Below are 25,354 nucleotides of genomic sequence, written 5' to 3' on the forward strand. Positions count from 1 at the left end.
GGGATTTGCCCCCCTGTTCCGCCGATGGCGCGCGCCCGCTTGAACCGATAATGCGTCATGCCCAGTCCGTATTGCGCCTAGCCAGGCTGCAGGACTTCACCGGAGTTGATTGATGTCGGAAGACAGCGACGCAGAAAAGACCGAAGCCGCGTCACCGAAGCGCCTCGAGCAGGCGCGTGAGGAAGGCGACGTTCCGCGATCGCGTGAAGTGGCCACGTTTACGGTGCTGATGGCGTCCGGCTGCTGTCTGTGGTTTGCCGGCGACGCCATCGTGCGGCGGCTGACGGCTGTCATGGTTTCCGGGCTGACCCTGGACCGGGAACAGATCCTCAATCCCGACGCGATGATGTTGCGCATCGGCTACGACGTGGGTTCCGTTCTGCTGACCTGCCTGCCGTACGCCGCGGCCATCATGCTCGTCGCCCTCGCGTCGCCCGTGCTGGTGGGCGGCTGGCTGTTCAGTTCCAAGGCGTTCACCCCCAATTTTGGCAAGCTCAACCCGATTCGCGGCCTGGGCAATATGTTTTCGAAGAATGCGCTGGTGGAGCTGCTCAAGGCCATCGCCAAGACCCTCGTCGTCGGCGTCGTCGCCTGGATGGTGATGCAGCATCAAAAGGATGCCGTGCTGGGCCTGTCGGTGGAATCCCTGCGCGCCGGTTCGGCCCATCTGATCAGCCTGCTGATCACGGCCTTCCTGCTGATCGTCGGCGCGCTGGGCCTGATCGCCGCCATCGATGGTCCGTACCAGATGTGGCATTACGCCAACAAGATGAAAATGTCCTTGCAGGAAGTCAAGCAAGAGGCGAAGGAGTCGGACGGCAATCCGCAGATCAAGGCGAAGATACGCCAGATGCAGCATGAAATGTCGCGCCGCCGCATGATGGCCGACGTGCCGACGGCCGACGTGGTGGTGACCAATCCTACCCACTACGCCGTGGCCTTGAAGTATGGCGAGAATTCGCGCGGCGCGCCGCAGGTGGTGGCCAAGGGTATCGACGAAGTGGCGGCGAAGATCCGCGAACTGGCGGGCGAACACAAGGTCGCCATCCTGGAAGCGCCCGCCCTGGCGCGCGCGCTGTACAAGCACACGGACATCGGCGACGAGATTCCCGAGGCGCTGTACGGCGCCGTGGCCGAAGTACTGGCCTACGTGTTCCAGCTGCGCAGCTACGGCAACGGCCATGGCGAGCGCCCCGACAAGCCGAAAAAACTCGACGTGCCGCCCGAGCTCGATCCGCTCGACCCCGCATCGCAGACCAAACCCGCGGCAGACGCGGCAGACAAGAATAAAGGAAGTACACCATGAACGGCCTGAGATTGCCAGCCTGGCTCAGCGGAATGGGCAACAACGCCAGCAAGGGTGTCGCCGCGCCGATCATCATCATCATGCTGCTGGCGATGATGGTGTTGCCGCTGCCGGCCTTCATCCTCGACATTTTCTTCAGCTTTAATATCGCGCTGTCCATCATCGTGCTGCTGACGGCGCTGTACACGGTCAAGCCGCTCGACTTCATGGCCTTCCCGACCATCCTGCTCGTGTCGACCATGCTGCGCCTGTCGCTGAACGTGGCGTCCACGCGCGTCGTGCTGACGGAAGGCCATACGGGCGCCGACGCGGCCGGTAAAGTGATCGAAGCGTTCGGTCACTTCTTGATTGGCGGCAACTACACGGTCGGTATCGTGGTGTTTATCATTTTGACGATCATCAACTTTACCGTCGTGACCAAGGGTGCGGGCCGTATTGCCGAGGTGGGCGCCCGCTTCGCGCTGGACGCCATGCCTGGTAAGCAGATGGCCATCGATGCCGACCTGAACGCCGGCCTGATCGGCGAAGACGAAGCGCGCCGCCGCCGCACGGAAGTGGCGCAGGAAGCGGAATTCTACGGCGCCATGGACGGCGCCAGCAAATACGTGCGCGGCGACGCCATCGCCGGCATCATGGTGACCGTCATCAATATTGTCGGCGGCCTGCTGGTGGGCTTGCTGCAGCATGACATGGGCTTTGCCGATGCACTGAAGAACTACACCCTGCTGGCCATCGGTGACGGCCTGGTGGCGCAGATTCCTTCGCTGATCATTTCCACGGCGGCCGGTATCGTCGTCTCGCGCGTGGCCAGCGAACAGGACATCGGCACCCAGTTGGTGGGGCAATTGTTTGCGAAACCGCAAGTGCTGTACATTACTGCCGGCATCATCGGCGGCATGGGCCTGATCCCCGGCATGCCGAACATGGTCTTCATCCTGCTGGCGTCATTGCTGGCCGGCTCCGCCTATTTGATCAGCAAGAAACGCACGCAGGAAAAAGCGGCGGCCGAAAAGCCGGCCGAAGCGCCGCCAGCCACGGTGGCGCCCGAGCAGGAGGAAGCCAGCTGGCAAGACATCATGCCCGTCGACACCCTGGGCCTGGAAGTGGGCTACCGTTTGATCCCCCTGGTCGACAAGACGCAGGGCGGCGAATTGCTCAAGCGCATCAAAGGCATCCGCAAGAAATTTGCCCAGGAAGTGGGCTTTCTGGCGCCGCCCGTGCATATCCGCGACAATCTGGAATTGAAGCCGTCCGCCTACCGCATCACCCTCAAGGGCGTGGAAGTGGGCGTGGGCGAAGCGTTCAACGGCCAGTTCCTGGCGATCAATCCCGGCATGGCCAGCGGCACCTTGCCGGGCCTGGCCACGAGCGACCCCGCGTTCGGCTTGCCTGCCACCTGGATCGACGCCAGCCTGCGCGACCAGGCCCAATCGATGGGCTACACGGTCGTCGATGCGGGCACCGTGGTGGCCACGCACTTGAATCACCTGATCACCTCGCATGCGTCCGAGCTGCTGGGCCGCGCGGAAGTACAGTCGCTGCTCGACCACCTGGGCAAGGATGCGCCGCGCCTGGTGGAAGACCTGGTGCCGAAGATGCTGTCGCTGTCGACCCTGCAGAAAGTGCTGCAGAACCTGCTGGCCGAGGGCGTGCACATCCGCGACATGCGCACCATCATCGAAACCCTGGCCGAGCATACGGTCCATACGCAAGACCCGAACGACCTGACGGCGCTGGTGCGCGTCTCGCTGGGCCGCGCCATCGTGCAGCAGCTGTTCCCCGGTGCGGCCGAGTTGTCCGTGATGACCCTCGACAGCCGCCTGGAGCGCCTGCTGATGCAGGCGATGGGCAATGGCGGCGACGGCGCCGGCATCGAGCCGGGCCTGGCCGATACCATCGCCCACCAGGCGGGCCTGGCCGCGCAGCAGCAGGAAGCGCTGGGCCTGACGCCCGTGCTGCTGGTGCCGGCGCCGCTGCGCGCCCTGCTGTCGCGCTTCCTGCGCCGCGCCTTGCCGCAGCTCAAAGTGCTGTCGCATGCGGAAGTGCCGGAAACCAAGACGATCCGCGTCACGGCGCTGGTGGGGGCGCAATAGTCGACAGCATTAGTACCGGGGTCAGACCCCCTCCAGCGTTAGCGCGGAGCTTTGCGTTAGCGTTAGTGGGGGTCTGACCCCAGCTTCTCAGCCCTTGCTTTTGGTCAAATAAACATCAATTTCCTGCCGGCAAACTGAATAACGGGTACTTTCCCGTCCTGTTCCTTCGATCATTTCCTGCAAGCATCGCTAATAATAGAAACTGTCCGGGTGATCTGTGTCCATGTGGAAGACAGCACCCAAGCAACAGGAGTCGATGATGGTCACACAGTTCAGCCAATATTGCGCCACCCCCGCCTTGGGAGGCCGGTCATGAATGTGAAGAAATTTACGGGCGCCTCGTCGCGCGATGCGCTGCGCAAGGTGCGCGAAGCATTGGGTCCCGACGCCGTGATCCTGTCGAACCGCCAGACCGATGGCGTGGTGGAAATCCTCGCGCTGGCCAATGACGATGCCGCTTCGCTGGCGTCGCCGCCGGCAGCGTCGGAAATGGCCCAGCCCCGTCCCCAGTTGCAGACCCAGTTCGCCACGCCGCAACGTCCGGCCGCCCCGGCCCAGCGCCCGGCCGCGCCACGTCCTGCCGCGCCGCGCCAGGCAGCCGGCGAGCCAGTGGACATGGCCCGCATGCAGCAGATGATGGCCAGCGCGCTGGCGCACGTCAAGGAAAACGCCGCCGCCGAGATGAGCGGCATGATGAATGAAATCCGCGCCATGCGCGGCATGATGGAAACCCAGCTGGCGGAAATTTCGTGGGGTTCGACGCAGCAGCGCGAGCCGCAAAAAGCCGTCGTGCTGCGCGAAATGCTGGCGGCCGGCTTCTCGGCCAGCCTGGCGCGCTACCTGATCGACAAGCTGCCCGCCGGCCTCGACGGTGCGCAAAGCATGCGCTGGATCAAGACCGTCCTGAGCCGCAACCTGAACACGGTCGCCAATGAAGACGCCATGCTGGAGCAGGGCGGCGTGTTCGCGCTGGTCGGCCCGACCGGTGTCGGCAAGACCACCAGCACGGCCAAGCTGGCGGCCCGCTGCGTGATGCGCCACGGCCCGGAAAAGCTGGCCCTGATCACCACGGACGCCTACCGTATCGGCGCGCACGAACAGCTGCGCATCTACGGCAAGATCCTCGGCGTGATGGTGCATTCGGTGAAGGACGAAGCGGACTTGCGCATCGCCCTGAAGGAACTCAAGAACAAGCACACGGTGCTGATCGATACCGTGGGCGTGAGCCAGCGCGACCAGATGGTGACGGAACAGGTGGCCATGCTGTCGGGCGCCGGCGCCGACGTGAAGCGTTTGCTGTGCCTGAACTCCACGGCGACGCAGGAAACGCTGAACGAAGTGGTGCGCGCGTATCAAGGCAGCGGCCTGGCCGGCTGCATCATGACCAAGCTCGATGAAGCGGCCTCGATCGGCAACGTGCTCGACGTGGTGATCCGCCAGAAGCTGAACCTGTTTTATGTGTCGAACGGCCAGCGCGTGCCGGAAGACCTGTACCTGGCCGACCGCGGCTACCTGATCGACCGCGCCTTCAAGCTCAAGCGCGACTCGGCGGCCACGCAGTTTTCCGACGCCGAACTGCCGCTCCTGATGGCGCAGGCGGCCGCCCGCAACAATGAAGCGCGCGGGGTGCACCTTGGCTAATTTCGATTTCGACCAGGCCGAAGGCTTGCGCCGCATGCTGGCCGGCCCGCAGCCGCGCGTCATGACGTTCCTCTCGGCCACGCCGCAGGACGACAAGGGCGCCATGCTGGTCAACCTGGGCGCTTCGCTCGCCTATGGCGGCAATGACGTGCTGCTGCTTGACGCCAGCGGCGGCAGCGATGGCGTGGCTGCACGGCTGGGACTGGCGCACGGCGCCAGCCTGCGCGACGTGGCGCGCCAGCAGTGCGGCCTGAACCAGGTCATCCATCAGGTGCCGCAAGGCTTCGGCGTGGCCAGCCTGGGCGCGCGCAACCACCTGATGGACAGCATGGACTATGCGGGCGAGGACGAATTGCGCCGCCTGGGCAAGACTTTCGAGGTGCTGGCGCGCCAGAGCGGCATCGTGCTGGTCGACGGCGTCGTGGCCGACGAGGGCGATTGCTTCCCCGTGCCCTTGATGGCCTCGTCGGATATCGTGGTGCAAGTGTCGACCAGCGCCACCTCGATCAAGGCGGCGTACTGCCTGATCAAGCGCCTGAGCCAGGAACTGGGACGCCGTCCATTCGGCATTCTCGTCACGGGCGCTTCCGAATCCGAGGCAAAAGTGGTATACGATAATATGGCACAGGCGGCGAGCCGCTACCTGGCCGTGAAGCTGACCTCGATGGGTTCGGTGCCTGCCGATGAATATCTGCACCGCGCGGCGCGCCTGGGCCGCAGCGTGGTCGATGCGTTTCCGCTGGCGGGCGCCTCGGTGGCGTTTCGCGGACTGGCCGAGCGGCTGGCCCGTTCGGCGGCGCCGGTGCTTGGCGGCACCTTGTACCAGACGGGGAGCCCGCACCAGTTCAGCGCCTGAATCGAACCGCAGCACCAGATAAGATGAGAAAACAATAAGCAGCCTATGTACACGGTCAAAGGGAAATCGAACAAGGACTATTTGCTGACGGAGCACATTCCGCTGGTGAAGCGTCTGGCGCACCATATGAAGGCGAAATTGCCGCCTTCGGTCGAGGTCGATGACCTGATCCAGGCCGGCATGATCGGCCTGCTCGATGCCATTAGCCGCTATGAAGAGACGCATGGCGCGCAGTTCGAGACGTATGCCGTGCTGCGCATCCGCGGCGCCATGCTCGACGAATTGCGCACCAGCGACTGGCTGCCGCGCAGCATGCGCCAGAACATGCGCAAGATCGAGGAGGCGATGAGCACCTTGCAGCAGCGCCTCGGCCATCCGCCGACGGAATCGGAAGTGGCGAAACTGCTGAAAATGTCGCTGGCCGACTACCAGGAAATGCTGGGCGACGGCGGCGGCCACCAGCTCGTGTATTACGAAGACTTTCATGATCCGGACGGCAATGACAGCTTCCTCGACCGCCACTGCGTGGACGAGGACAGCGACCCCTTGCGTTCCCTGCTCGATACCGATTTCCGGCAATCCGTGATCGATGCCATCGACGCGCTGCCACCACGCGAGAAAATACTCATGGGCCTGTATTACGAAGAAGAGCTGAACCTGAAGGAGATCGGCGCGGTGATGGGCGTTTCCGAATCGCGCGTCTCGCAGCTGCATACCCAGGCCGTCGCGCGCCTGCGCGCAACCTTGAGGGAGCAGGCGTGGACTGGTCCAGCGTAATCGGGCTGGCGCTGGCGCTGGCGGGCCTGCTGGTCGGCCAGGCACTGGAAGGCGGCAAGATGGCCTCCCTGCTGCAGCCGGCCGCCTTTGCCATCGTCATCATCGGCACCTTCGGCGCCGTGCTGCTGCAAACGCGGTTGCGCACTTTCGTGCGCGGCCTGGAAATGCTGCGCTGGGTCTTCCTGCCGCCCGCCGACACGCGCGCCGCGCTGGCGCGCGATATCGGGCAATGGAGTCTGACGGCGCGCCGCGACGGCCCGCTGGCGCTCGAGCGCCTGATGGAAAACACGGCCGACCGCTTCAACGCCAAGGGCTTGCGCATGATCGTCGATGGCATCGCGCCCGACAAGCTGCGCCAGCTGCTCGACGTGGAAATTTCCGCCTATGAAATGGCCGAGCGCCAGGCCGTCAAGGTGTGGGAATCGGCGGCCGGCTATTCGCCCACCATCGGCATCCTGGGCGCCGTGCTGGGCCTGATCCACGTGATGGAAAACCTCACCGACCCGAGCAAACTGGGCAGTGGCATCGCCGTGGCCTTCGTCTCGACGATTTATGGCGTGGGCCTGGCCAATCTGCTGTTCCTGCCGGTGGCGAACAAGCTCAAGGCCATCGTCTCGCGCCGCGTGCTGCAGTATGAAATCACGGCCGCCGTGCTGTACGACATCGCCACGGGCGACCATACGCGCATCATCGAAGAGCGCGTGTCCAGCCTGCTGCACGAGCACTGATCATGATGCGGCGTGCGCGCAGGAAGTATGACGAGGAACCGGACAACCAGGACCGCTGGCTGATTTCGTACGCCGACTTCATCACCCTGCTGTTCGCGTTCTTCGTCGTGATGTACGCGATTTCGCAAGTCAACGAGGGCAAGTACCGCGTCTTCCAGAATGCCATCGGCCAGGCCTTCAGCCTGGAAAAGGGCGCGCCGCCCATCATCATGGAAGCGCCGCAGGCGATCCCGTTGCCGAACCCCGCCCTGAAACGCCGCACGGAAGCGATCCGCCGCGAGCGCGAACACATGACGCGCCTGGCGCAGGACCTCACTTCCACCCTGGCGCCGCTGGTCAAGGAAGGCAAGGTGCGGGTCACGCAGACGAGCCGCGGCGTGAGCGTGGAAATCAATGCCAGCGTGCTGTTCGACCCGGGCGCGGCGCGCCTGACGGCGGAATCGGACCAGGCCCTGCGCGCCGTCGCCGTGCTGCTCAAGGATGACACGCACGACGTGCAGGTGGAAGGGCATACGGACGTGCAGCCGATCAGCAATTCCAATTTTGCCTCGAACTGGGAATTGTCGGCCGCGCGCGCCAGCGCCGTGGTGCGCCTGTTCATCGCCAGCGGCGTGCAGGCGTCGCGCCTGACGGCGGTGGGCCACGCCGACAATATCCCCGTGGCGCCCAACGAAACCCCGGAAGGGCGCGCGCGCAACCGCCGGGTCGCCGTGACGATCCTCTCGGGCATCCCGGAAACGGTGACGGAAGTGCCGACGGCGCCTGTGGCGCCGGCACCGGTTCCCGCCAACTGAACGCCGCCGCTTGCTACAAGCGCGGCCATCTTTCCTTTATTTCTACCTATTATCTCTCCATCATGAAAAGCAGCTCCCTGGGCGGTCTCGTCTATTCCACTGAAACGGGCCGCATGTGTCCCGCCTGCCGCCAGCCGCTGGCGCAATGCGCGTGCAAGGCGCAAGCCAGGACGGCGCCGGCGGGCGATGGCGTGGTGCGCGTGTCGCGCCAGACCAAGGGCCGGGGCGGCAAGAGCGTGACCGTGGTCAAGGGCTTGGCGCTGGACGCCATCGCGCTGGCCCTGCTGGGCAAGCAGCTGCGCACGCAATGCGGCTCGGGCGGCACGGTCAAGGATGGCGTGATCGAAGTGCAGGGCGACCATGTCGAAACGGTGATGGCGGCGCTGGCCAAGCTGGGCCACCAGCCGAAAAAGGCCGGCGGCTGAGCGTGCGGAGGCGTGCGGCCTGCTGCCGTGCGCCTGTGGTAACGTGCTTTTCCTTTTATGCGCGACCTCATATGAACAGCAAACTGACCGGTATCGCCATCGCCGCTGCCATCGCGGCAGTGCTGGCGCTCGTGTACTGGCCCGCACCCGATGGCGGCGCGCCGGACACTGGCGCCACCGCTGCCGCCAGCGCGCCGGCGGGACGCAGCCTGGCATCGTATTTGAATATCGACGCCACCCCGGTCGCCGATGCCGCGCCCGTTGTCGTGTCCCTGGCACAGCGGCTCGAACGCCTGGGCGCCAGCGGCAAGCCGGAGGACGCGTATGCGGCCTACAACCTGATCGACGACTGCATCGTCTTCCAGCGCGAAAACCGCTTGCCGGGGATGGAATTCGAGTTGGGGCGCGAGATGACGGTGGAAGAAAAAACCGCCCAGCAGCAGCTGTGCGCGGGTCTGACGCAGCGCCAGCGCGAGGACCGCCTCGGCTACCTGGCCACTGCCGCGCAAGGCGGCGTACCGGGCGCGGCTACCCTGTTCCTGTCGGAAGGTCCGTTCGGCGACCGCAGCGCGCTGCGCAACCGTCCCGATGATCCGCTGGTGCAGGCATGGAAGCGGCAAGCCATCGCCCAGCTGACGGCGCAGGCGGATGAGGCGGAACTGACCAGCGTGTCGACCCTGATGATGGCCTACCTGCGCGATGGCGACGTGGTGCAGAAAGACGCGCCGCAAGCGTATGGCTACCTGCTGGCCCTGCGCATGGTCTACGACGACATCCTCACGCCCGGCACCACGAATCCCTACCAGGACAGCTACTGGCACTGGCTGCAAAACGAGTTGACACCCGAGCAGCAGGCCGCCGCCCTGATCAAGGCGAATGGCATCGCCGCGAAATTCCGTCAGCATACGGGCCGGCCCACGCGCGGTTGAGTGCGTAGACCAGCCCCTGCACAGGGGGGCCCCTGCACAGGCTGGCCCCTGCACAGGCTGGCCCCTGCACAGGCTGGCCCGTGCATAGGCCAGTCCGTGCATGGCATCGCCGCACCGGCGCCAGGTCTGCCAGCTACGGCAGTGCTTGCAGGCGCCGGGTGCGGGTCAGGCAGCCGTCTTGCGGCGCCGTACGCTATACCCGATCAGACCCAGTCCCGCCAGCAGCATGCCGTAGGTTTCTGGTTCGGGCACGGCCGTAGTGATGGAAATGTCCAGCACGGAATCACGCACGCCGAGGCCGCTTGCTACGAGGGTATAGGTGCCAGGTCCCAGCAGGCCGTTGAAGGTGGAATGGGCGAAGCTGCCCAGTACGCCCGTGAACGTATCCGATTGCACCAGGTTGTTGCTGGAGTCGAACAAGTCAATGTTGACGCCAGTCAGGCGGGGACCGAATTCGCTGGCGCCCGTGACCAGCCAGGCGGCGTTGCCCGTGAACGATTGCACGCCGCTGCCGACCGTAAACGTGGTCGTTTGCAGCAGCGAGCCGCGCTCTGTCGTGAAGGTGTCGACGAACAAGGTGTCTTGCGCCAGCAGCGGCGTGGCCACCACGGCCGTCGATACGAGATGGTTGTAGAACACGGCTTGCGTCTCGGCCTGCGCGGCTGGCGCCAGCAGGGTGCAGCCGAGCAGCAGCGCCGCGCCAGCCTTGGTTACTGAGAGAGAGTTCATATCATGCTCCTGTGTACTTGCAGTTGAAGTGGTGTGCGTCATGGCGCAGCGCAAAAGCGCAAGCCGGACGCGTGCAATGGATTAGCTATGCCTGCGGGAATGATGTTCGTGTCGGCGAGGAAAGTCCCACCATGTATTGGTGCGGCGTATGCTAGGGATTAGCATATAGTCATCATTCCCCTCAAGTTTGAGCGTGCTCAAATGTGTGGGCGTGAAGGGGCGCGCTGTTGTTTCTGCGTGCGGCGTTGTGGCGGGAGTGCGGGCACGCCGGCTCTGCCGCAGCCTCCCTGGAGGGGCGGCGCGGCGATGATGTGCAGGATGGTCGTGATATGGGGCCGCTGTTCGGGACGGCGTCAGGCGTGCAGCAATGGCTTGTTGCTATGCCTGTCGCTGCTGTTGCCTGCGCTGGGGGAAGACGGGAGGCTGCTTAGCCGATGACGACGCGCCGGCTGGCCGTGTTTGCCATCGGTTGGCCGCTGGGGCCGTAGAAATTGCCGCTTTGGGCAGTGGGGCGCATGGCGTTCAGGGCGCCTTGCGTGTGCAGCATGTGTTTGTTGACCAGCAGGCTGTTCAGCCGGTTCTGCTCCTTCGCTTCGCGCGTCGTCTCGAGCAGGGCTTTCCACAGGGGCGCCGCCTCGGCATCGCTGGTGCTGACCAGCCAGTCTTCCATGCCCGCTTCGGCGGCCGTAAAGCCAGCTGCCGCCAGCGCCTGGTGGCGTTGCGCCGCCAGCTGGCTCAATTGCCCGACGAGCGCCGTCTTGCGGGCCGTGAGCTCCGTGATTGCATCGATGTCAGCCGCAACCAGATGCCGCTGTTCTTCTTTCATCAATGCCAGCAATGTGGTCATGAGCTGTTGCTCGTCGCGCAGGCTGGAAAACGGAGTCACTGATTGCATGAGGTAACCTATCTATTTCGTGAGTGCAGCAAGTCCTTGACCGTGTCGAGGAGACCGTCCGCCACTTTTTCAGAGTTGACCTGGAACTGGCCGTCGGCGATCGCCAGCTTGATGCGTTCGACTTTCTTCGTGTCGAACACGGCGCCGCTGCCGGCAGTTGCACTGGCCGCTAATGCCTGTCCTTGCGGCGACAGGCGTACATTGTCCGACGTTGTCGGTGTTGCCTGGGCTTTCTCGGCATTCCGGGCGCCCGAGGTATTCGCGGGCGCCACCGGCAGGCCGGGATTGCTTTTAATGGTGTTATCGGTAATTTTCACAGCGTGATCCTCGTCTGGTCGAAGTCAAAAAACTCCGGGATATGTGTCTTTATCGGCACCTTCTTCCGAAACTTTAGTGCACCAGACCACAATATCGCTGTCCATCCGAGTTTAAAAGGCGACCTCCACCATGCCGCCAGCCCGCGCCACGCCGCTGATCTGCTGGCCGCTCTGCGTGCGTACCTGTACCGTCTGACCGTCGCCGGCGCTGCCGATGGCGCGTCCTTCTGATGCCACTTGGAAACCGTTGCCGCTGGAAACGACGCGCACCAGCTGGCCCTGCATCACCACCGGCTTGCGGCGCAGGGTGTCGAGGCGCATCGGCGTGCCTGGCGGCAAGGAAATATTCGTGCTGGCGCCCACGACCTGGGCCATGTCTGTGGCGATGCCTGCCGGCAATGCTGCCAGGTCGCCCTGCATCGTCACCAGCTGGCTGGCATCGATGGCTTGCCCTTGCGCCAGCGGCACGGCGCTGGCCACATAGTCGCCCACGACGGCCACGTTCGCCTGCAGATAGATGGTCCAGTTGGAGGGGGCCGTGCAGCGCACGCCCACGGTCGTCTTGCCCCAGGCGCGCGCGCCTGGCGCCATGAAGGCTTGCGGTGCGGGGCAGGCGGCCAGGTTCAGGCGCGGATCGACGGCGCCGACGGTGACCGTCACCTTGCCCGGCAAGCCGTTGCTTTGCACTTGCAGGAATTGTTCCACGCTGTTGCGCAGCGCTTCCGGCGTCTGCCGGCCGGCGTTTTGCGCCTGCGCCAGCAGTGGCAGGGCGGCAAGAGCGAAGAAGAAAGCAAGCGGTGTTTTCATGGTATAGGCCTCTGGAATAGTGCCATGATAGTGCGCGCCGCCCCGTTTGAAGCGACGATTAAGGGGTAAAAGTACGGTCTGATCCGGCGATGGTCTTGCCGGCGGGCGCCGTACTATGTTTCCTGTCATCACTATACCGCCATCCTTCCGCCATCTCGGGCGCCAGTGGCAGATCTTTCCGGAGCCTGACATGATAGGGAAACTCGACGATTACATGCGCTTCAACGAGACGGCGCTGAGCCTGCGCTCGACGCGCCAGGAATTGCTCGCCTCGAATATCGCCAATGCCGACACGCCCAACTACAAGGCGCGCGACGTCGATTTCGCCAGCGCGCTGAAGGGAGCGATGGCGCGCAAGGATGGCGTGCAGCCGGCCCTGAAGGGCACGGCGCCGCAGCATATGCCGGGCAAGGGCGTCGCCGCCGCCGTGGGTGGCAGCACGGGCGGCAAGGTCGAGACCCTGGCCGACGGCACGCCGCTGCTGTACCGCGCGCCGGCCCAGGGCGCCGTCGATGGCAACACGGTCGACATGGACCTCGAGCGCAATGCCTTTGCCGATAACGCCATCCGCTACGAGGCGGCCGTAACGTTCCTCAACTCGCAGATCAAGGGCATGCTGACGGCCATCCAGGGAGGACAATAATCATGTCGCTATTTAATATTTTCAATGTTTCCGGTTCGGCCATGAGCGCCCAGGCGCAGCGCCTGAACACGGTGGCCAGCAACCTGGCCAATGCCGACAGCGCCACCAGCGCCACGGGCGAAGCCTACCGCGCCAAGCAGGTGGTGTTCGAAGCCGTGCCCATGGCCAATGGCGCCACGGCCGTCAAGGTGCAGAAGGTGATCGAAGATCCGTCGCCGATGAAGCTGGTCTACGACCCGAAGAATCCGCTGGCCGACGAGAAGGGCTACGTCACCATGCCCAACGTGAATACGGTCGACGAGATGGTCAACATGCTGTCGGCCTCGCGCTCGTACCAGACCAACGTGGAAACCATGAACGCGGCCAAGTCGCTGCTCCTGAAAACCCTCACCATCGGCCAATAAGGCTGACTGACCATTATGGCAACCATCGATACGAGCAAAACCGTCACCACCGACCTGATGGCGACGATGAATCCGAAGAAGACCACGGCCGCGAAGGGCAGCGTCGAGGAAGAAACGAACAAATTCCTGACCCTGCTGGTGACCCAGCTGCAAAACCAGGATCCGATGAACCCGCTGGACAATGCGCAGCTGACCAGCCAGTTGGCCCAGCTGTCCACGGTGACGGGCGTCAACAAGCTCAATACCACGCTGGAAACGCTCAAGACCAGCTACCAGCAAGCCGAATCCATGCAGGCGGCCAATATCATCGGCCACGGCGTCTTGACTGCAGGCAAGAGCATTAACCTGAGCAAGAGCGCGGCCCTGCTGGGCGTGGACCTGGCGACGCCGGCCGACAGCGTCAAGGTCACCATCTACAACAGTACGGGCAAGGAAGTCCATTCCATCGACCTGGGCCCGCAGGACGCGGGTACCTTGCCGCTGGGCTGGAACGGCTCCACGGCCGAGCTCGACAAGGACGGCAAGAACATCGTGCTGCCTGACGGCGCCTATACGTTCTCGGTGGAAGCCAAGCGGGGCGGCGCCAAGCTGACCGATGCGGCGGCGCTGATGTTCGGTTCGGTCGCCAGCGTGTCGACGGGCGCCGGCGGCGTGAAGTTGAATGTGCCGGGCGTGGGCAGTATCACCATGGCCGATGTGAAACAGATTTTGTAAGCCGCTCTTTTGTAGCGTAGACCCTCTACCCCTATTTTCTACCAGGAGAACACAATGTCTTTCCAACAAGGCCTGAGCGGCTTGAACGGCGCCGCCAAATCGCTGGACGTCATCGGTAACAACATCGCCAACTCGGCCACCGTGGGTTTCAAGCAATCGCAGGCGCAGTTCGCCGACATCTATGCCAACTCGCTGTATGGCGTGGGCGGCAACCAGCCCGGTATCGGCGTGTCCGTGTCGCAGGTGGCGCAGTTGTTCAACCAGGGTAACCTGGAAAGTTCGTCCAATCCGCTCGACATCGCCATCAACGGCGGCGGTTTCTTCCGCACCAGCGTGAACGGCGCCATCCAGTACTCGCGCAACGGCCAGTTCCAGGTCGACAAGAACGGTTTCATCGTCAATGCCCAGAAAGCCCAGCTGACGGGTTATCCGGCCGATGTGAACGGCAAGATCCTGGCCGGCGCCACCGTGCCGCTGCAGATCGACCCGTCCGACATGGCGCCGCAGGCGACCACCAAGGTCGATACCCAGGTCAACCTCGATTCCAATTCGGCCATGCCGACCGTGGTGCCGTTCACCGTGGGCGAGCAAAAGTCGTGGACCAAGCAATTCCCCGTGCCCGTCTACGATTCGCTGGGCAACTCCCACACCATGTCCAATTTCTACGTCAAGACGGGCACCAATACCTGGGATGTCTACACGGCCACTGACGGCAAGGAAATCACCAGCGCGAAAGTGGTCGCCGCTGCGCAAACCGATGCCGCCTCGCTGGCCGCGCGCGCCGCCTATCAGGCCGCCGTCACGGCCGTGCCGCTGGTGCCCGCCAATATCACGGCCGCCGCCGTTGCCTATGGCAATGCGGCCGGTGTCGCCATACGCACCGCCGCCGCCGCGGCCGGCGCCAGCCCCGCCCAGCTGGCCGCCATCAGCGCCACCTATGGCAGCGCCGTGCCCGATGGCGTCAATTCCAGCCTCACGCCGGACCAGATCGACAGCAGGATCTCCGCGGTGACGGAAGTGCCCGCCGTGAAGTCGGCGTCGCTGGTGTTCAACAGCGTCGGCAGCCTGGACAAGGCCGCCATGCTGGCGCTGACGCCGCCGCAAACCCTGCCGGTGACGGTCAACCTGCCCGTCTTCCCCGCCACGGGCGCGAACGCGAATCTGGCGATCAAGGTCGACTTCACCAATTCGACCCAGCTCAGTTCGTCCACCAGCGAAAAGCGCACCGTGGCCGATGGCTATGCGGCCGGCCAGCTGGACCGTTTCGTCGTGGGTTCCGATGGCGTGATCCAGGGCCAGTACAACAACGGCAAGACGCGCGACCTGGGCCAGGTGGTGCTGACCAAGTTTTCCAATCCGAATGGCCTTGAGCCGCTGGGCAACAATGCCTGGGCGGAAAGCTCGACCTCGGGCAGCCCGATGACGGGCGAGCCGAGCTCGGGCGGCCTGGGCGACTTGCGCGCCTCGGCCGTGGAAGTGTCGAACGTGGACCTGACGGCGGAACTGGTCAACATGATCACGGCCCAGCGTGCCTACCAGGCGAATGCGCAGACCATCAAGACGCAGGATTCCGTCTTGCAAACACTCGTCAACCTGCGTTAATAGTACCGGGGTCAGACCCGCCGGGTCTGACCCCAGCTTTCTGCCTTGGGTTGAAGGCAACAGGAGAAATAAAAAATGGACCGTCTCATCTACACCGCCGGCTCCGGCGCCAAGCACATCCTGGACAAGCAGGCGACCACGGCGAACAACCTGGCGAACGCCACCAGCACGGGTTTCCGCGCTCAGCTCGACTCGTTCCGCGCCGTGCCCGTGGTGGCCGATGGCATGATGCCGACGCGCGCCTTCGTCGTCGATTCGACGGTCGGTTCCGACTTCACGCAAGGCCCGATGCAGCACACGGGCCGCGCGCTCGACGTGGCCGTGGAAAACGGCGGCTGGATCGCGGTGCAGTCGGCCGATGGTTCCGAAGCCTACACGCGCAACGGCGCCCTGAAGCTCAATGAAAACGGCATGCTGCAGACGCAGTCGGGCCTGATGGTGCAGGGCGATACGGGCCCCATGGCCATTCCGCCCGGCGTGACGGTGGCCATCGCCAGCGACGGTACGGTGGGCACGATATCCACGGACGTGCCGCCAGGCCCGTCGACGGTGCTGGGACGCATCAAGCTGGTCAACCCGCCCGAGCAGCAACTGGTGCGCGGCGACGACGGCCTGTTCCGTCTGAAGGATGGCACGGTGGCGCAGGCCGACCAGGCCGTCAAGCTGACCACCGGTGCCCTGGAAGGCAGCAATGTCAGCCCCGTCGACTCCATGGTCAGCATGATCGCCCTGGCGCGCCAGTTCGAAACGCAAATGAGCTTGTTGAAGAATGCCGAGAATAACGCGGCGAAAGCCACCCAGATCCTCGCTTTGAATTGATGGGGACCACCGCATAATGGTCACATAGAAATAGTCTAGCGCTGTTATTGGAGAAAAATCATGATTCGTTCCCTTTGGATAGCCAAGACCGGCCTGGAAGCGCAGCAGACGCAGATGGACGTGATCGCCAATAACCTGGCCAACGTCAGCACCACGGGCTTCAAGAAGTCGCGCGCCGTGTTTGAAGACTTGCTGTATCAAAATGTGCGCCAGCCGGGCGCGCAATCGTCGCAGCAGACCCAGCTGCCATCGGGCCTGCAGATCGGCACGGGCGTACGCACCGTGGCTACCGAACGCATCCATACGCAGGGCAATCCCCAGGCGTCGGGCAATTCACGCGATGTGATGGTCAACGGCACGGGCTTTTTCCAGGTGCTGCTGCCGGACGGCGCCACCGCCTACACGCGTGACGGCTCCTTCCAGACCGATGCCAACGGCCAGCTCGTCACTTCCGAAGGTTTCGTCATCCAGCCCGCCATCACCGTGCCGACCAATGCGCTGAGCCTGACCGTGGCGCGCGACGGCACCGTCTCCGTCACCTTGCCCGACACTGTTGCGCCATCGCAAATCGGCTCGCTGCAGCTGACCACCTTCGTCAATCCGGCCGGTCTGGAATCGAAGGGCGAAAACCTGTACATGGAAACGGGCGCCTCCGGCGTGGCGCAGACCAACACCCCGGGCACCAACGGCGCAGGCGTGCTGATGCAGGGCTATATCGAAACGTCGAACGTCAACGTGGCCGAGGAAATGGTCAACATGATCCAGACGCAGCGCGCGTACGAGATCAACAGCAAGGCCATCACCACGTCCGATCAAATGCTGCAGAAATTGTCGCAACTTTAATTTTCATAGTCGTCATGCCATCCGCCGCCGGATGGCAGCGGAGGTTCGTCATGCAATACCCCATCATCGCCCTGTTGTCCGCAGTCCTGCTGTCCGGCTGCGCCATCACGCCTACGTCCATCGTGCAGTACCCGACCACCACGCGCGCGCCGATGCCCGAACCCGTGGTCGTCAGCAACGGCTCCATCTACCAGCCGTCGACCTACCGTCCCGCCTTCGAAGACCGCCGCGCGCGCCACGTGGGCGACACCATGACGATCGCCATCACCGAGCGCACGAACGCCGTCAAGGCGGGCGCCAGTTCCGGCAACAAATCGGGCAGCGTGGGCTTTTCCACGCCAGGCATGCTGCAGGGCCGTCTGGGCGGCACCGTCTCGGCGAATGGCGCCACCAAGTTTGCGGACGGCGACAACCAGTCCGCCAGCAACACCTTTTCCGGCACGATCGGCGTGACGGTGATTGAAGTGCTGCCGAACGGTAATCTGATCGTGGCCGGCGAGAAACAGATCGCCATGAACAAGGGCACGGAATTCATCCGCTTCTCGGGCATGGTCAATCCCGATACCATCGGCACGGGCAACGTCGTGCCATCGACCCAGGTGGCCGACGCGCGCGTCGAATACCGTACCAACAGTCAGATCGACCGCGCCGAAATGGCCTCGATGGCGTCGCGCTTCTTCCTCAGCCTGCTGCCGTTCTGATCATGGCCACTTTTACTTTCCCCCGCTTTGCCGCTGTTTTCGGCCTGGCCATCTCCCTGCTGGCGCCCGTGGCGCAGGCCGAGCGCATCAAGGACCTGGCCAGCATCGCCGGCGTGCGCCAGAATCAGCTGATGGGCTATGGCCTCGTCGTCGGCCTCGACGGCAGCGGCGACCAGACCACGCAAACGCCATTCACCATCCAGAGCGTGGCGGCGATGCTGCAGCAGCAGGGCATTAACTTGCCGCAAGGCACCAGTTTGCAGCTGAAAAACGTGGCCGCCGTGATGGTGACGACGGCCTTGCCCGCGTTTGCCCAACCGGGCCAGCTGCTCGACGTGACGGTCTCGTCGATGGGCAATGCGAAAAGTTTGCGCGGCGGCACTTTATTGATGACGCCATTGAAGGGCGCCGACGGCCAGGTGTACGGCATGGCGCAGGGCAACGTGCTGGTGGGCGGCGTGGGCGCGCAGGCGGCCGGCAGCTCCGTCGTCATCAATCACCTGAGCGTGGGCCGCATTTCGGGCGGCGCCACGGTCGAGCGTACCGTGCCTTCGGTGCTGGGCGCCAACAACACGATACGCCTGGAATTGAACGCCACCGATTTCGCCACGGCCAGCCGCGTGGTCGACGCCATCAACAGCCGCTACGGCGCCGGCACGGCCGCCGCGCTGGACGGGCGCGTGATCCAGGTGCAGTCGCCGGGCGGCAGCGACCAGCGCGTGTCCTTCCTGGGCCAGCTGGAAAGCATCGAAGTCAATCCGGCCCGCCTGGCGGCCAAGGTCATCATGAATGCGCGCACCGGTTCCGTCGTGATGAACCAGTCCGTGACCCTGGAAACGTGCGCCATTTCGCATGGCAACCTGTCCGTCACCATCAATGTCGAGCCGCAGGTAAGCCAGCCGGCGCCGCTGTCGGGCGGACGCACGGTGGTCACGCAGACGGCGCAGATCGATATCAAGAAGGAACCGGGCAAGGTGATGCTGGTCAAGGGCGGCGCTTCGCTGTCCGACGTGGTCAAGGCCTTGAATGCCATCGGCGCCTCGCCGCAAGACTTGCTGGCCATCCTGCAGGCGATGAAGGCGGCAGGTTCGCTGCGCGCCGAACTTGAAATCATTTGATGGACACGCCATGATCAGCCAAACCGACCTCAGCAATACCGCCGCCTATGACGTCAAGGGCATGGATGGCTTGCGCCAGTCCGCCAAGGCGAAGGACCCCGCCGCCCTGAAAGAGGCGGCCACGCAATTCGAAGCCATGTTCATCAACATGATGATGAAAAGCATGCGCGAGGCCACGCCGCAGGACGGCATCATGGATAGCCAGCAGAGCAAGATGTACACCTCGATGCTGGACCAGCAGACGAGCCAGAACCTGGCCAAGCGGGGCACGGGCCTGGCGGACGTGCTGATCCGTCAATTGTCGTCGTCGAACCAGGCGCTGGCCGCCGACGGCGCCGAAGCGCCGTCGCCCCGTTCGTCGAGCATGGCGCAGGCCCTGGCCGCGTTCCGCCAGCAGCAGGGCGCGCTGACCGAGGGGGCAGGCAGCGCCGCCGCCACCGGCAAGACCCTGAGCGACAAGGCCAACGCCACGCAGGCGCCGCACGTGCGCGCCTTCCAGGAAAAGCTGGGCGTGCATGCGGAAGAGGCGAGCCGCGCCACCGGCATCCCGGCCAAGTTCATGCTGGGCCAGGCGGCGCTGGAAACGGGCTGGGGCAAGCGCGAAATCATCAGCCGCGACGGCAGCAGCAGCCACAACCTGTTCGGCATCAAGGCGTCGAGCGACTGGAAGGGCAAGGTCACGGAAGCCGTCACCACGGAATATGTAAATGGCAAGGCGCAGCGCAAGGTGGAAAAATTCCGCGCCTACGACAGCTACGCGGACAGCTTCAAGGATTATGCGCAGTTGATTACCAACAACAAGCGCTACGAAAAAGTGCTGGCCAGCGCGGGCGACGCCAGCACGTTTGCCCAGGGCTTGCAAAAGGCCGGCTACGCGACGGACCCGAATTACGCTGCCAAATTGACAAAAATTATTAAAAATTCGCTGGTCGGCTAATTCCCCGCCTGTCCCCTGCGCAAGCCGCGCGCTTCAAGTTTTCGCCGCGGCTGCCGTAAATACATTTGACGGTAACCAATAAGACACCATGACTTCGAATCTACTCAGCATCGGTAAGAGCGGTTTGCTTGCAGCGCAGGTGGGCCTGTCGACGACCGGGCATAACATCACCAACGCCAACGTGGCCGGCTACAGCCGCCAGGTGGTGCTGCAGCAGACGTCGCAGTCCAACTATGCCGGCTATGGCTTTGTCGGCACGGGCACGGAAGTGTCGCAGATCAAGCGCCAGTACGACAGCTTCATGGCCACTCAGGTCAATTCCGCGCAAAGCGCGACCAGTGCGCTCGACACGTATTACACGCAGATCAGCCAGATCGACAATCTGCTGGCCGATCCCACGGCCGGTCTGTCGCCCGCCATGCAGGATTTCTTCAAGGGCGTGCAGGATTTCAGCTCGAATCCCTCGTCGGTCGCGTCGCGCCAGGCGCTGCTGTCGAGCGCCGGCTCGCTCGCTTCGCGCTTTCAGGGTCTGAGCGCGCGCCTGACGGAGATCGGTGACGGCGTCAATTCGCAGATCACGTCGAATGTGACGGTGATCAATACCTATGCCAAGCAGCTCGCCGAGCTGAACAAGTCGATTTCCCAGTTGTCGGTCGATGCCAGCAACCAGCCCAACGATCTGCTGGACCAGCGCGACCAGCTGATCACGGAATTGAACAAATATGTGAAGGCGACGGTGCAGCCCGCCGCCAACAATACCGTCACCATTTCCATCGGCGCCGGCCAGCCCCTGGTGGTGGCGGACCGCAGCTTCGAACTGGCGGCCACGCCTTCGCGGACGGACCCGAACCGCATCGAGGTGGGCTATGTCACGGGCAGCACCGTCACCGTGCTGCCGGACAGTTCCCTGACCGGCGGTTCGCTGGGCGGCTTGCTGGAATTTCGCAGCGGTACCTTGGACAATGTCCAGAACTCGCTGGGCAAGGTCGCCATCGCGCTGGCCAGCACCTTCAACGACCAGCACAAGCTGGGCCAGGACTTGAATGGCGCCATGGGCGGCGATTTTTTCAAGATACCCGACCCCGTGATCGGTGCCGACCGCGGCAACAACGCCAGCAGCACCACGGTGCTGTCGGCCAAGGTCAGCGACCCGACCAAGCTGACGGCCAGCGATTACAGCCTGAAATACGACGGCAGCAACTATGTGGTAACGCGCGAATCCGACGGCACGCACACCATCATCAATCCGTATCCGCAAACGGGGCCGCAAACCATCGACGGCGTCGATTTCTCGATCTCGGGCACGGCCGCCCAAGGCGACAACTACGTCATCAAGCCGACGGCGAATGGCGCGGCCGGCTTGAACGTGCTGATCACCGACCGCAACAAGATCGCGGCCGCCGCGCCGATCGCCACCTCGGCGCCGGTGGCCAATACGGGTTCCGGCAAGCTCAGCGCCGGCTCCGTCGACAAGGCCTACCTGACGCCGGGCAATGCCCTGACCGGTCCCCTGACCTTGACGTATGACAAGGCGACCACCTCGCTGACGGGTTTCCCGGCAGGCCAGGCGGTGACGGTCAAAGGCTTGAATGGCGCGACCACGACCTATCCGGCCGGCACGGCGAACATCCCCTACACGGAAGGCGACAACTTCAGCTTTGGCGGCATCAATGTCAGCATGACGGGCACGCCGGCGCAGGGCGATACCTTCGTCATCAAGCCCAATACGGGCGGCGTGGGCGACAACCGCAATGCCGCGCTGCTGGCGGGCTTGCAGACGAAGAATATCCTCGATGGCGGCAATGCCACGTTCCAGGGTTCGTATGCGCAAACCGTCAGCTTCGTGGGCAACAAGACGCGCGAAGTGCAGGTGAGCGGCCTGGCCAGCCTGGCCTTGCTGCAGCAGGTCAGCACCCAGCAGCAGGCCGTTTCCGGCGTCAACCTCGATGAAGAGGCGGCCAACCTGCTGCGTTACCAGCAGTCCTACCAGGCGTGCGGCAAGGTCATGCAGATCGCCAGCACCCTGTTCGACGTGGTCATCGGCCTGGGACGTTAATCAATTTTTGCCGCGACGTAGCGCGCGGCGGCTTTCTGGAAGGGCAGCATCATGCGCATCAGCACACGAATGATTTATGACCAGGGCAGCTCGCAGCTGAACAATCTGCAGGGCGCCTTGAACCGTACGCAGATGCAGCTGTCGTCGAACCGCCGCAACCTGACGCCGGCCGACGATCCGATCGCCTCGGCGCGCGCGCTGGAAGTGACGCAGTCGCAATCGATCAACACCCAGTTCGTGACGAACCGTTCGAATGCGAAGAACTTCCTGTCGCAGGAAGAGCTGGCGCTGGCCAGCACCACCTCGCTGATCGCCGACGTGAAGGACCTGGTGCTCAAGGCCGGTAACCCTTCCCTGAAGGATGTCGACCGCGATACCCTGGCGAGAGAGCTGGAAGGCCGGCTGACCGACTTGCTGGGCATCGCGAATACGGCCGACGGCGCGGGCGGCTACCTGTTTTCCGGCTACAAATCCACGACCCAGCCATTCAGCCAGACGCCGACGGGCGCCAGCTATGTGGGCGACCAGGGACAGCGCGAACTGCAGGTGGGTTCGGCGCGCTACCTGGCCACCAGCGATTCCGGCGCCACCGTGTTTGAAAACAACCTGACGGGCAACGGCAAGTTCACGACGGCCGCCGCTACCGCCAACTTCACGCGCGGCGGCTCGGGCGTGATTTCGGGCGGCACGGTGACGGACCCGTCGGCATTGACGGGGCACAAGTATTCGATCGACTTCAAGGTCACGGGCACGGGAACGGACGCCGTCACCACCTATACCGTCACCGACGCCACCCTGGGCCAGACGGTGCCCAATCCTGCCGTGCCCATCCCCTACAAGGCGGGCGACGCCATCACCTTCGACGGCCAGCAAGTGAACATCACGGGCAAGCCGGCCGACCTGGACAGCTTTACCCTGGAGCCGAGCGCCAAGGAATCGTTGTTTACCACCGTGAAAAACCTGATCGGCGTGCTGCGCCAGCCTGGCAGCGGCGATGCGGGCCAGGCGCGCCTGACGAACGGCTTGAACGCCGCGCACAACATCCTCGACACGGCCTATGACAATGTGCTGTCCGTGCGCGCCGATGTCGGTTCCCGCATGAAGGAACTCGATTACCTCGACAGCGCCGGCGACGATCTCGACATCCAGTACGCCACCACCTTGTCGGACCTGCAAGACCTGGACATGGTGAAAGCCATTTCCACCTTCAGCCAGCAGCAAGTGACCCTGCAGGCGGCGCAAAAATCGTTCACTTCGATCTCGGGCTTGTCGCTGTTCAATTACATCAGCTGACGCACCGGCATCGCGGGATGGGCCGGCAAGCCGGGGCAGGGAGTGCATCTCCCGCCCCGGCTTTTTTGCGCGCGGAATCTGGCTGTTCTGACAATATATACAGGCAAACTGTGCAGTCTAACTGCATATCTGTTATAGTGGAGTCCGTTGATACACCACACGGCTACCATGACCACCGCGCAAGAAGACCACGAACAAGTTCTGCAACTGGCCGGCGAATTGCGCATCCTGGTCGGCAAATTGCGCCGCCGCCTGCGCGAAGAGGCGCACCTGGGGGACGTCAGCATGTCGCAGGCATCCGTGCTCAGCCGTCTCGAGCGCGACGGCCCCGCCACCGTCAGCAGCCTGGCGCGCGCCGAAGGCATGCGCCCCCAGTCCATGGCCGCCACCGTGCAAGCCTTGACGCAAGCGCGGATGGTGACGGGTTCGCCCGATCCGCTCGATGGCCGGCAGACGCTATTGACCCTGACGGACAGCTGCCGCGCCTGGATCGCGGCGAGCCGCGCCGTACGCGAAGACTGGCTGGCGCGCACCATCGAAACCCGGCTCACGCCGGCCGAAGTCACCGAGCTCGACAAGGCGGTGGCCTTACTCAAACGCTTGGCGGAGTGATCCGCTGAATTTTTCACCACGACCCCGGCAAGGAGCCCGCACGCCCAGATGAACAGCACATTCCGTTCGCTACGCATTCCCAATTACCGTATCTGGGCCGGCGGCGCCCTCGTGTCGAATATCGGCACGTGGATGCAGCGCACGGCGCAGGATTGGCTGGTGCTGAGCGAATTGACGCAGCACAATGCCAGCGCCGTCGGCATCGTCATGGCCTTGCAATTCGGCCCGCAGCTGCTGTTGCTGCCCCTGACGGGCATGGCGGCCGACCTGCTCGACCGCAGGAAACTGCTGCTGTGCACGCAGGCGGCCATGGGCTTGCTGGCGCTGGGACTCGGGATGTTGTGCATCAGCGGTCTGGTACAACTGTGGCATGTGTATGTGTTTGCTTTCCTGCTGGGCTGCGTGACGGCCTTCGATTCGCCCGTGCGCCAGACTTTCGTGGCTGAAATCGTCGGCGAGGAAGATCTGACGAACGCCGTGGCGCTCAACTCCACCTCGTTCAATGCGGCGCGCATGCTGGGCCCGGCCGTCGCCGGCTTGCTGATCAGCAGCGTCGGCAGCGGCTGGGTCTTCATCATCAACGCCGTCAGTTTTGCCGCCGTGATCGGTTCGCTGTTGCTGCTGCGCGTGGAACTGCTGCGCCGTGCGCCGCGCGTCAAGGCCACGCGCGCCAGCCTCGGCGAGGGTTTCCGCTACGTGCGCCAGCGGCCCGACCTGATGGCCATCCTGCTGATGCTGTTTCTGATCGGCACCTTTGGCCTGAACTTCCCGATTTTCCTCTCGACCATGTCCGTGACGGCTTTCCATGCGGGCGCCGGCCAGTATGGCGTGCTCAGCTCCGTGATGGCATGCGGCTCCGTGGCCGGCGCCCTGCTGGCGGCGGGGCGCGGCCAGCCCACGCTGGCGCTGCTGCTGGGGGCGGCCGCGCTGTTCGGGCTGGCCTGCGCGCTGGCCGCCGTGATGCCCAATTACTGGCTGTTCGGCATGATGCTGGTGGTCATCGGCATCGCCGCGCAAACGTTTACCACCAGCGTCAACAGCAGCGTGCAACTGTCGACGGCGCCCGCCATGCGGGGCCGCGTGATGGCCATCCTTTTGGCGATCTCGGCAGGCGGCACGCCGCTGGGCGCACCCATCGTGGGCTGGGTGGCCGACACCTTCGGCCCGCGCTGGGCGTTGGGCATCGGTGCCCTGTCGGGCCTGGCGGCAGCCTTCGTCGGCGTGCGCTACCTGGTCAAACATCACCAGTTGCGCCTGAACGTCGACCTGCGGCGCCGGCGCTTCGCATTCAGCAGCGACCAGCATTGAGGCGGTC

The 25,354-nt window shown here is 64.1% G+C and carries 26 protein-coding genes; 22 read left to right on the forward strand and 4 right to left on the reverse strand.

The window, feature by feature from the left end; all coding sequences use genetic code 11:
• Window positions 1-112: 112 nt before the first annotated feature.
• The 9 genes from flhB (at window position 113) to OX462_RS06355 (ending at window position 9,549) form a co-directional block, all read left to right on the forward strand.
• Complete coding sequence (flhB, locus tag OX462_RS06315) at window positions 113-1,306, forward strand: flagellar biosynthesis protein FlhB (protein ID WP_070220176.1); 1,194 nt, start codon at window positions 113-115, stop codon at window positions 1,304-1,306.
• Window positions 1,303-3,399 (forward strand): flagellar biosynthesis protein FlhA, encoded by a 2,097-nt coding sequence (gene flhA / locus OX462_RS06320; protein ID WP_070289125.1) that lies wholly within the window; start codon window positions 1,303-1,305, stop codon window positions 3,397-3,399. Before flhB ends, flhA begins: the two co-directional genes overlap by 4 nt.
• 312 nt (window positions 3,400-3,711) lie before the next feature.
• Entirely contained in the window at window positions 3,712-5,040 is a 1,329-nt protein-coding gene (flhF, locus tag OX462_RS06325) for a flagellar biosynthesis GTPase FlhF (RefSeq protein WP_070220172.1), read from the forward strand.
• Entirely contained in the window at window positions 5,033-5,896 is an 864-nt protein-coding gene (locus tag OX462_RS06330) for a MinD/ParA family ATP-binding protein (RefSeq protein ID WP_070220170.1), read from the forward strand. The genes flhF and OX462_RS06330 overlap by 8 nt, the downstream gene beginning before the upstream one ends.
• A 45-nt stretch (window positions 5,897-5,941) precedes the next feature.
• The gene (locus OX462_RS06335) at window positions 5,942-6,673 is read left to right on the forward strand and encodes an RNA polymerase sigma factor FliA (RefSeq protein WP_010400804.1); all 732 of its coding nucleotides are present in this window, start codon (window positions 5,942-5,944) and stop codon (window positions 6,671-6,673) included.
• Window positions 6,655-7,401 carry a flagellar motor protein gene (locus OX462_RS06340; RefSeq protein ID WP_046685945.1) on the forward strand — a complete coding sequence of 249 codons (747 nt, stop codon included), beginning with the start codon at window positions 6,655-6,657 and terminating at the stop codon, window positions 7,399-7,401. The genes OX462_RS06335 and OX462_RS06340 overlap by 19 nt, the downstream gene beginning before the upstream one ends.
• 5 nt (window positions 7,402-7,406) lie before the next feature.
• Complete coding sequence (gene motD / locus OX462_RS06345) at window positions 7,407-8,195, forward strand: flagellar motor protein MotD (protein ID WP_070220198.1); 789 nt, start codon at window positions 7,407-7,409, stop codon at window positions 8,193-8,195.
• Between the two features lie 62 nt (window positions 8,196-8,257).
• Window positions 8,258-8,620: a translation initiation factor Sui1 gene (locus OX462_RS06350; protein ID WP_070220168.1), complete on the forward strand. Its 363-nt coding sequence runs from the start codon at window positions 8,258-8,260 to the stop codon at window positions 8,618-8,620.
• 71 nt (window positions 8,621-8,691) lie between these two features.
• On the forward strand, window positions 8,692-9,549 hold the full coding sequence (locus OX462_RS06355) for a hypothetical protein (protein WP_409028030.1): 858 nt from the start codon (window positions 8,692-8,694) through the stop codon (window positions 9,547-9,549).
• A gap of 165 nt (window positions 9,550-9,714) precedes the next feature.
• Here the strand turns inward: OX462_RS06355 and OX462_RS06360 are convergent, their stop codons facing one another.
• From OX462_RS06360 to flgA, 4 genes are all read right to left on the reverse strand, one after another.
• Window positions 9,715-10,278 carry an FxDxF family PEP-CTERM protein gene (locus OX462_RS06360; protein ID WP_070220166.1) on the reverse strand — a complete coding sequence of 188 codons (564 nt, stop codon included), beginning with the start codon at window positions 10,276-10,278 and terminating at the stop codon, window positions 9,715-9,717.
• A gap of 427 nt (window positions 10,279-10,705) precedes the next feature.
• Complete coding sequence (locus OX462_RS06365) at window positions 10,706-11,173, reverse strand: flagellar protein FlgN (protein ID WP_070220165.1); 468 nt, start codon at window positions 11,171-11,173, stop codon at window positions 10,706-10,708.
• 8 nt (window positions 11,174-11,181) lie between these two features.
• A complete protein-coding gene (gene flgM / locus OX462_RS06370; RefSeq protein WP_034754089.1) occupies window positions 11,182-11,490 on the reverse strand; it encodes a flagellar biosynthesis anti-sigma factor FlgM in 309 nt (102 codons plus the stop codon).
• Between the two features lie 111 nt (window positions 11,491-11,601).
• Window positions 11,602-12,297: a flagellar basal body P-ring formation chaperone FlgA gene (gene flgA / locus OX462_RS06375; protein WP_070220163.1), complete on the reverse strand. Its 696-nt coding sequence runs from the start codon at window positions 12,295-12,297 to the stop codon at window positions 11,602-11,604.
• Window positions 12,298-12,487: 190 nt separating this feature from the next.
• Here flgA and flgB point away from each other — a divergent pair, with 190 nt between their 5' ends.
• The 13 genes from flgB to OX462_RS06440 all read left to right on the forward strand — a co-directional run bounded on the left by flgB (window position 12,488) and on the right by OX462_RS06440 (window position 25,347).
• Entirely contained in the window at window positions 12,488-12,940 is a 453-nt protein-coding gene (gene flgB / locus OX462_RS06380; protein WP_070220161.1) for a flagellar basal body rod protein FlgB, read from the forward strand.
• 2 nt (window positions 12,941-12,942) lie between these two features.
• Window positions 12,943-13,344 (forward strand): flagellar basal body rod protein FlgC, encoded by a 402-nt coding sequence (gene flgC, locus OX462_RS06385; protein ID WP_034754081.1) that lies wholly within the window; start codon window positions 12,943-12,945, stop codon window positions 13,342-13,344.
• A gap of 15 nt (window positions 13,345-13,359) precedes the next feature.
• A complete protein-coding gene (locus OX462_RS06390; protein ID WP_070220159.1) occupies window positions 13,360-14,058 on the forward strand; it encodes a flagellar hook assembly protein FlgD in 699 nt (232 codons plus the stop codon).
• A gap of 54 nt (window positions 14,059-14,112) precedes the next feature.
• Entirely contained in the window at window positions 14,113-15,660 is a 1,548-nt protein-coding gene (locus OX462_RS06395) for a flagellar hook protein FlgE (protein ID WP_070312132.1), read from the forward strand.
• Window positions 15,661-15,735: 75 nt separating this feature from the next.
• Complete coding sequence (locus tag OX462_RS06400; RefSeq protein ID WP_034787153.1) at window positions 15,736-16,479, forward strand: flagellar basal-body rod protein FlgF; 744 nt, start codon at window positions 15,736-15,738, stop codon at window positions 16,477-16,479.
• A 60-nt stretch (window positions 16,480-16,539) separates the two neighbouring features.
• The gene (gene flgG / locus OX462_RS06405; protein ID WP_070220155.1) at window positions 16,540-17,322 is read left to right on the forward strand and encodes a flagellar basal-body rod protein FlgG; all 783 of its coding nucleotides are present in this window, start codon (window positions 16,540-16,542) and stop codon (window positions 17,320-17,322) included.
• 50 nt (window positions 17,323-17,372) lie between these two features.
• A complete protein-coding gene (locus tag OX462_RS06410) occupies window positions 17,373-18,023 on the forward strand; it encodes a flagellar basal body L-ring protein FlgH (RefSeq protein WP_070220153.1) in 651 nt (216 codons plus the stop codon).
• 2 nt (window positions 18,024-18,025) lie between these two features.
• Window positions 18,026-19,141, forward strand: coding sequence for a flagellar basal body P-ring protein FlgI (locus OX462_RS06415; protein ID WP_070220151.1), 1,116 nt, complete (start codon window positions 18,026-18,028; stop codon window positions 19,139-19,141).
• A gap of 10 nt (window positions 19,142-19,151) precedes the next feature.
• Window positions 19,152-20,078, forward strand: a complete 927-nt coding sequence (flgJ, locus tag OX462_RS06420) for a flagellar assembly peptidoglycan hydrolase FlgJ (protein WP_099408912.1) — start codon at window positions 19,152-19,154, stop codon at window positions 20,076-20,078.
• Between the two features lie 88 nt (window positions 20,079-20,166).
• Window positions 20,167-22,134: a flagellar hook-associated protein FlgK gene (gene flgK / locus OX462_RS06425; RefSeq protein ID WP_070220147.1), complete on the forward strand. Its 1,968-nt coding sequence runs from the start codon at window positions 20,167-20,169 to the stop codon at window positions 22,132-22,134.
• Between the two features lie 51 nt (window positions 22,135-22,185).
• Window positions 22,186-23,427 (forward strand): flagellar hook-associated protein FlgL, encoded by a 1,242-nt coding sequence (gene flgL / locus OX462_RS06430; RefSeq protein ID WP_070220145.1) that lies wholly within the window; start codon window positions 22,186-22,188, stop codon window positions 23,425-23,427.
• 168 nt (window positions 23,428-23,595) lie between these two features.
• A complete protein-coding gene (locus tag OX462_RS06435; RefSeq protein WP_409028031.1) occupies window positions 23,596-24,039 on the forward strand; it encodes a MarR family winged helix-turn-helix transcriptional regulator in 444 nt (147 codons plus the stop codon).
• Window positions 24,040-24,087: 48 nt separating this feature from the next.
• Window positions 24,088-25,347 carry an MFS transporter gene (locus OX462_RS06440; protein WP_409028032.1) on the forward strand — a complete coding sequence of 420 codons (1,260 nt, stop codon included), beginning with the start codon at window positions 24,088-24,090 and terminating at the stop codon, window positions 25,345-25,347.
• Window positions 25,348-25,354 lie beyond the last annotated feature (7 nt).

Source organism: Janthinobacterium aestuarii (genome assembly GCF_046113285.1).
In the GTDB taxonomy this organism is placed as follows: Bacteria; Pseudomonadota; Gammaproteobacteria; order Burkholderiales; family Burkholderiaceae_D; genus Janthinobacterium.

What these genes read in the sequence shown, in the direction of transcription:
- flhB (WP_070220176.1), top strand. Translation starts at nt 113, where the DNA reads ATGTCGGAAGACAGCGACGCAGAAAAGACCGAAGCCGCGTCACCGAAG.
- flhA (WP_070289125.1), top strand. Translation starts at nt 1,303, where the DNA reads ATGAACGGCCTGAGATTGCCAGCCTGGCTCAGCGGAATGGGCAACAAC.
- flhF (WP_070220172.1), top strand. Translation starts at nt 3,712, where the DNA reads ATGAATGTGAAGAAATTTACGGGCGCCTCGTCGCGCGATGCGCTGCGC.
- OX462_RS06335 (WP_010400804.1), top strand. Translation starts at nt 5,942, where the DNA reads ATGTACACGGTCAAAGGGAAATCGAACAAGGACTATTTGCTGACGGAG.
- motD (WP_070220198.1), top strand. Translation starts at nt 7,407, where the DNA reads ATGCGGCGTGCGCGCAGGAAGTATGACGAGGAACCGGACAACCAGGAC.
- OX462_RS06350 (WP_070220168.1), top strand. Translation starts at nt 8,258, where the DNA reads ATGAAAAGCAGCTCCCTGGGCGGTCTCGTCTATTCCACTGAAACGGGC.
- OX462_RS06355 (WP_409028030.1), top strand. Translation starts at nt 8,692, where the DNA reads ATGAACAGCAAACTGACCGGTATCGCCATCGCCGCTGCCATCGCGGCA.
- OX462_RS06360 (WP_070220166.1), bottom strand. Translation starts at nt 10,278, where the DNA reads ATGAACTCTCTCTCAGTAACCAAGGCTGGCGCGGCGCTGCTGCTCGGC.
- OX462_RS06365 (WP_070220165.1), bottom strand. Translation starts at nt 11,173, where the DNA reads ATGCAATCAGTGACTCCGTTTTCCAGCCTGCGCGACGAGCAACAGCTC.
- flgA (WP_070220163.1), bottom strand. Translation starts at nt 12,297, where the DNA reads ATGAAAACACCGCTTGCTTTCTTCTTCGCTCTTGCCGCCCTGCCACTG.
- flgB (WP_070220161.1), top strand. Translation starts at nt 12,488, where the DNA reads ATGATAGGGAAACTCGACGATTACATGCGCTTCAACGAGACGGCGCTG.
- flgC (WP_034754081.1), top strand. Translation starts at nt 12,943, where the DNA reads ATGTCGCTATTTAATATTTTCAATGTTTCCGGTTCGGCCATGAGCGCC.
- OX462_RS06390 (WP_070220159.1), top strand. Translation starts at nt 13,360, where the DNA reads ATGGCAACCATCGATACGAGCAAAACCGTCACCACCGACCTGATGGCG.
- OX462_RS06395 (WP_070312132.1), top strand. Translation starts at nt 14,113, where the DNA reads ATGTCTTTCCAACAAGGCCTGAGCGGCTTGAACGGCGCCGCCAAATCG.
- OX462_RS06400 (WP_034787153.1), top strand. Translation starts at nt 15,736, where the DNA reads ATGGACCGTCTCATCTACACCGCCGGCTCCGGCGCCAAGCACATCCTG.
- flgG (WP_070220155.1), top strand. Translation starts at nt 16,540, where the DNA reads ATGATTCGTTCCCTTTGGATAGCCAAGACCGGCCTGGAAGCGCAGCAG.
- OX462_RS06410 (WP_070220153.1), top strand. Translation starts at nt 17,373, where the DNA reads ATGCAATACCCCATCATCGCCCTGTTGTCCGCAGTCCTGCTGTCCGGC.
- OX462_RS06415 (WP_070220151.1), top strand. Translation starts at nt 18,026, where the DNA reads ATGGCCACTTTTACTTTCCCCCGCTTTGCCGCTGTTTTCGGCCTGGCC.
- flgJ (WP_099408912.1), top strand. Translation starts at nt 19,152, where the DNA reads ATGATCAGCCAAACCGACCTCAGCAATACCGCCGCCTATGACGTCAAG.
- flgK (WP_070220147.1), top strand. Translation starts at nt 20,167, where the DNA reads ATGACTTCGAATCTACTCAGCATCGGTAAGAGCGGTTTGCTTGCAGCG.
- flgL (WP_070220145.1), top strand. Translation starts at nt 22,186, where the DNA reads ATGCGCATCAGCACACGAATGATTTATGACCAGGGCAGCTCGCAGCTG.
- OX462_RS06435 (WP_409028031.1), top strand. Translation starts at nt 23,596, where the DNA reads ATGACCACCGCGCAAGAAGACCACGAACAAGTTCTGCAACTGGCCGGC.
- OX462_RS06440 (WP_409028032.1), top strand. Translation starts at nt 24,088, where the DNA reads ATGAACAGCACATTCCGTTCGCTACGCATTCCCAATTACCGTATCTGG.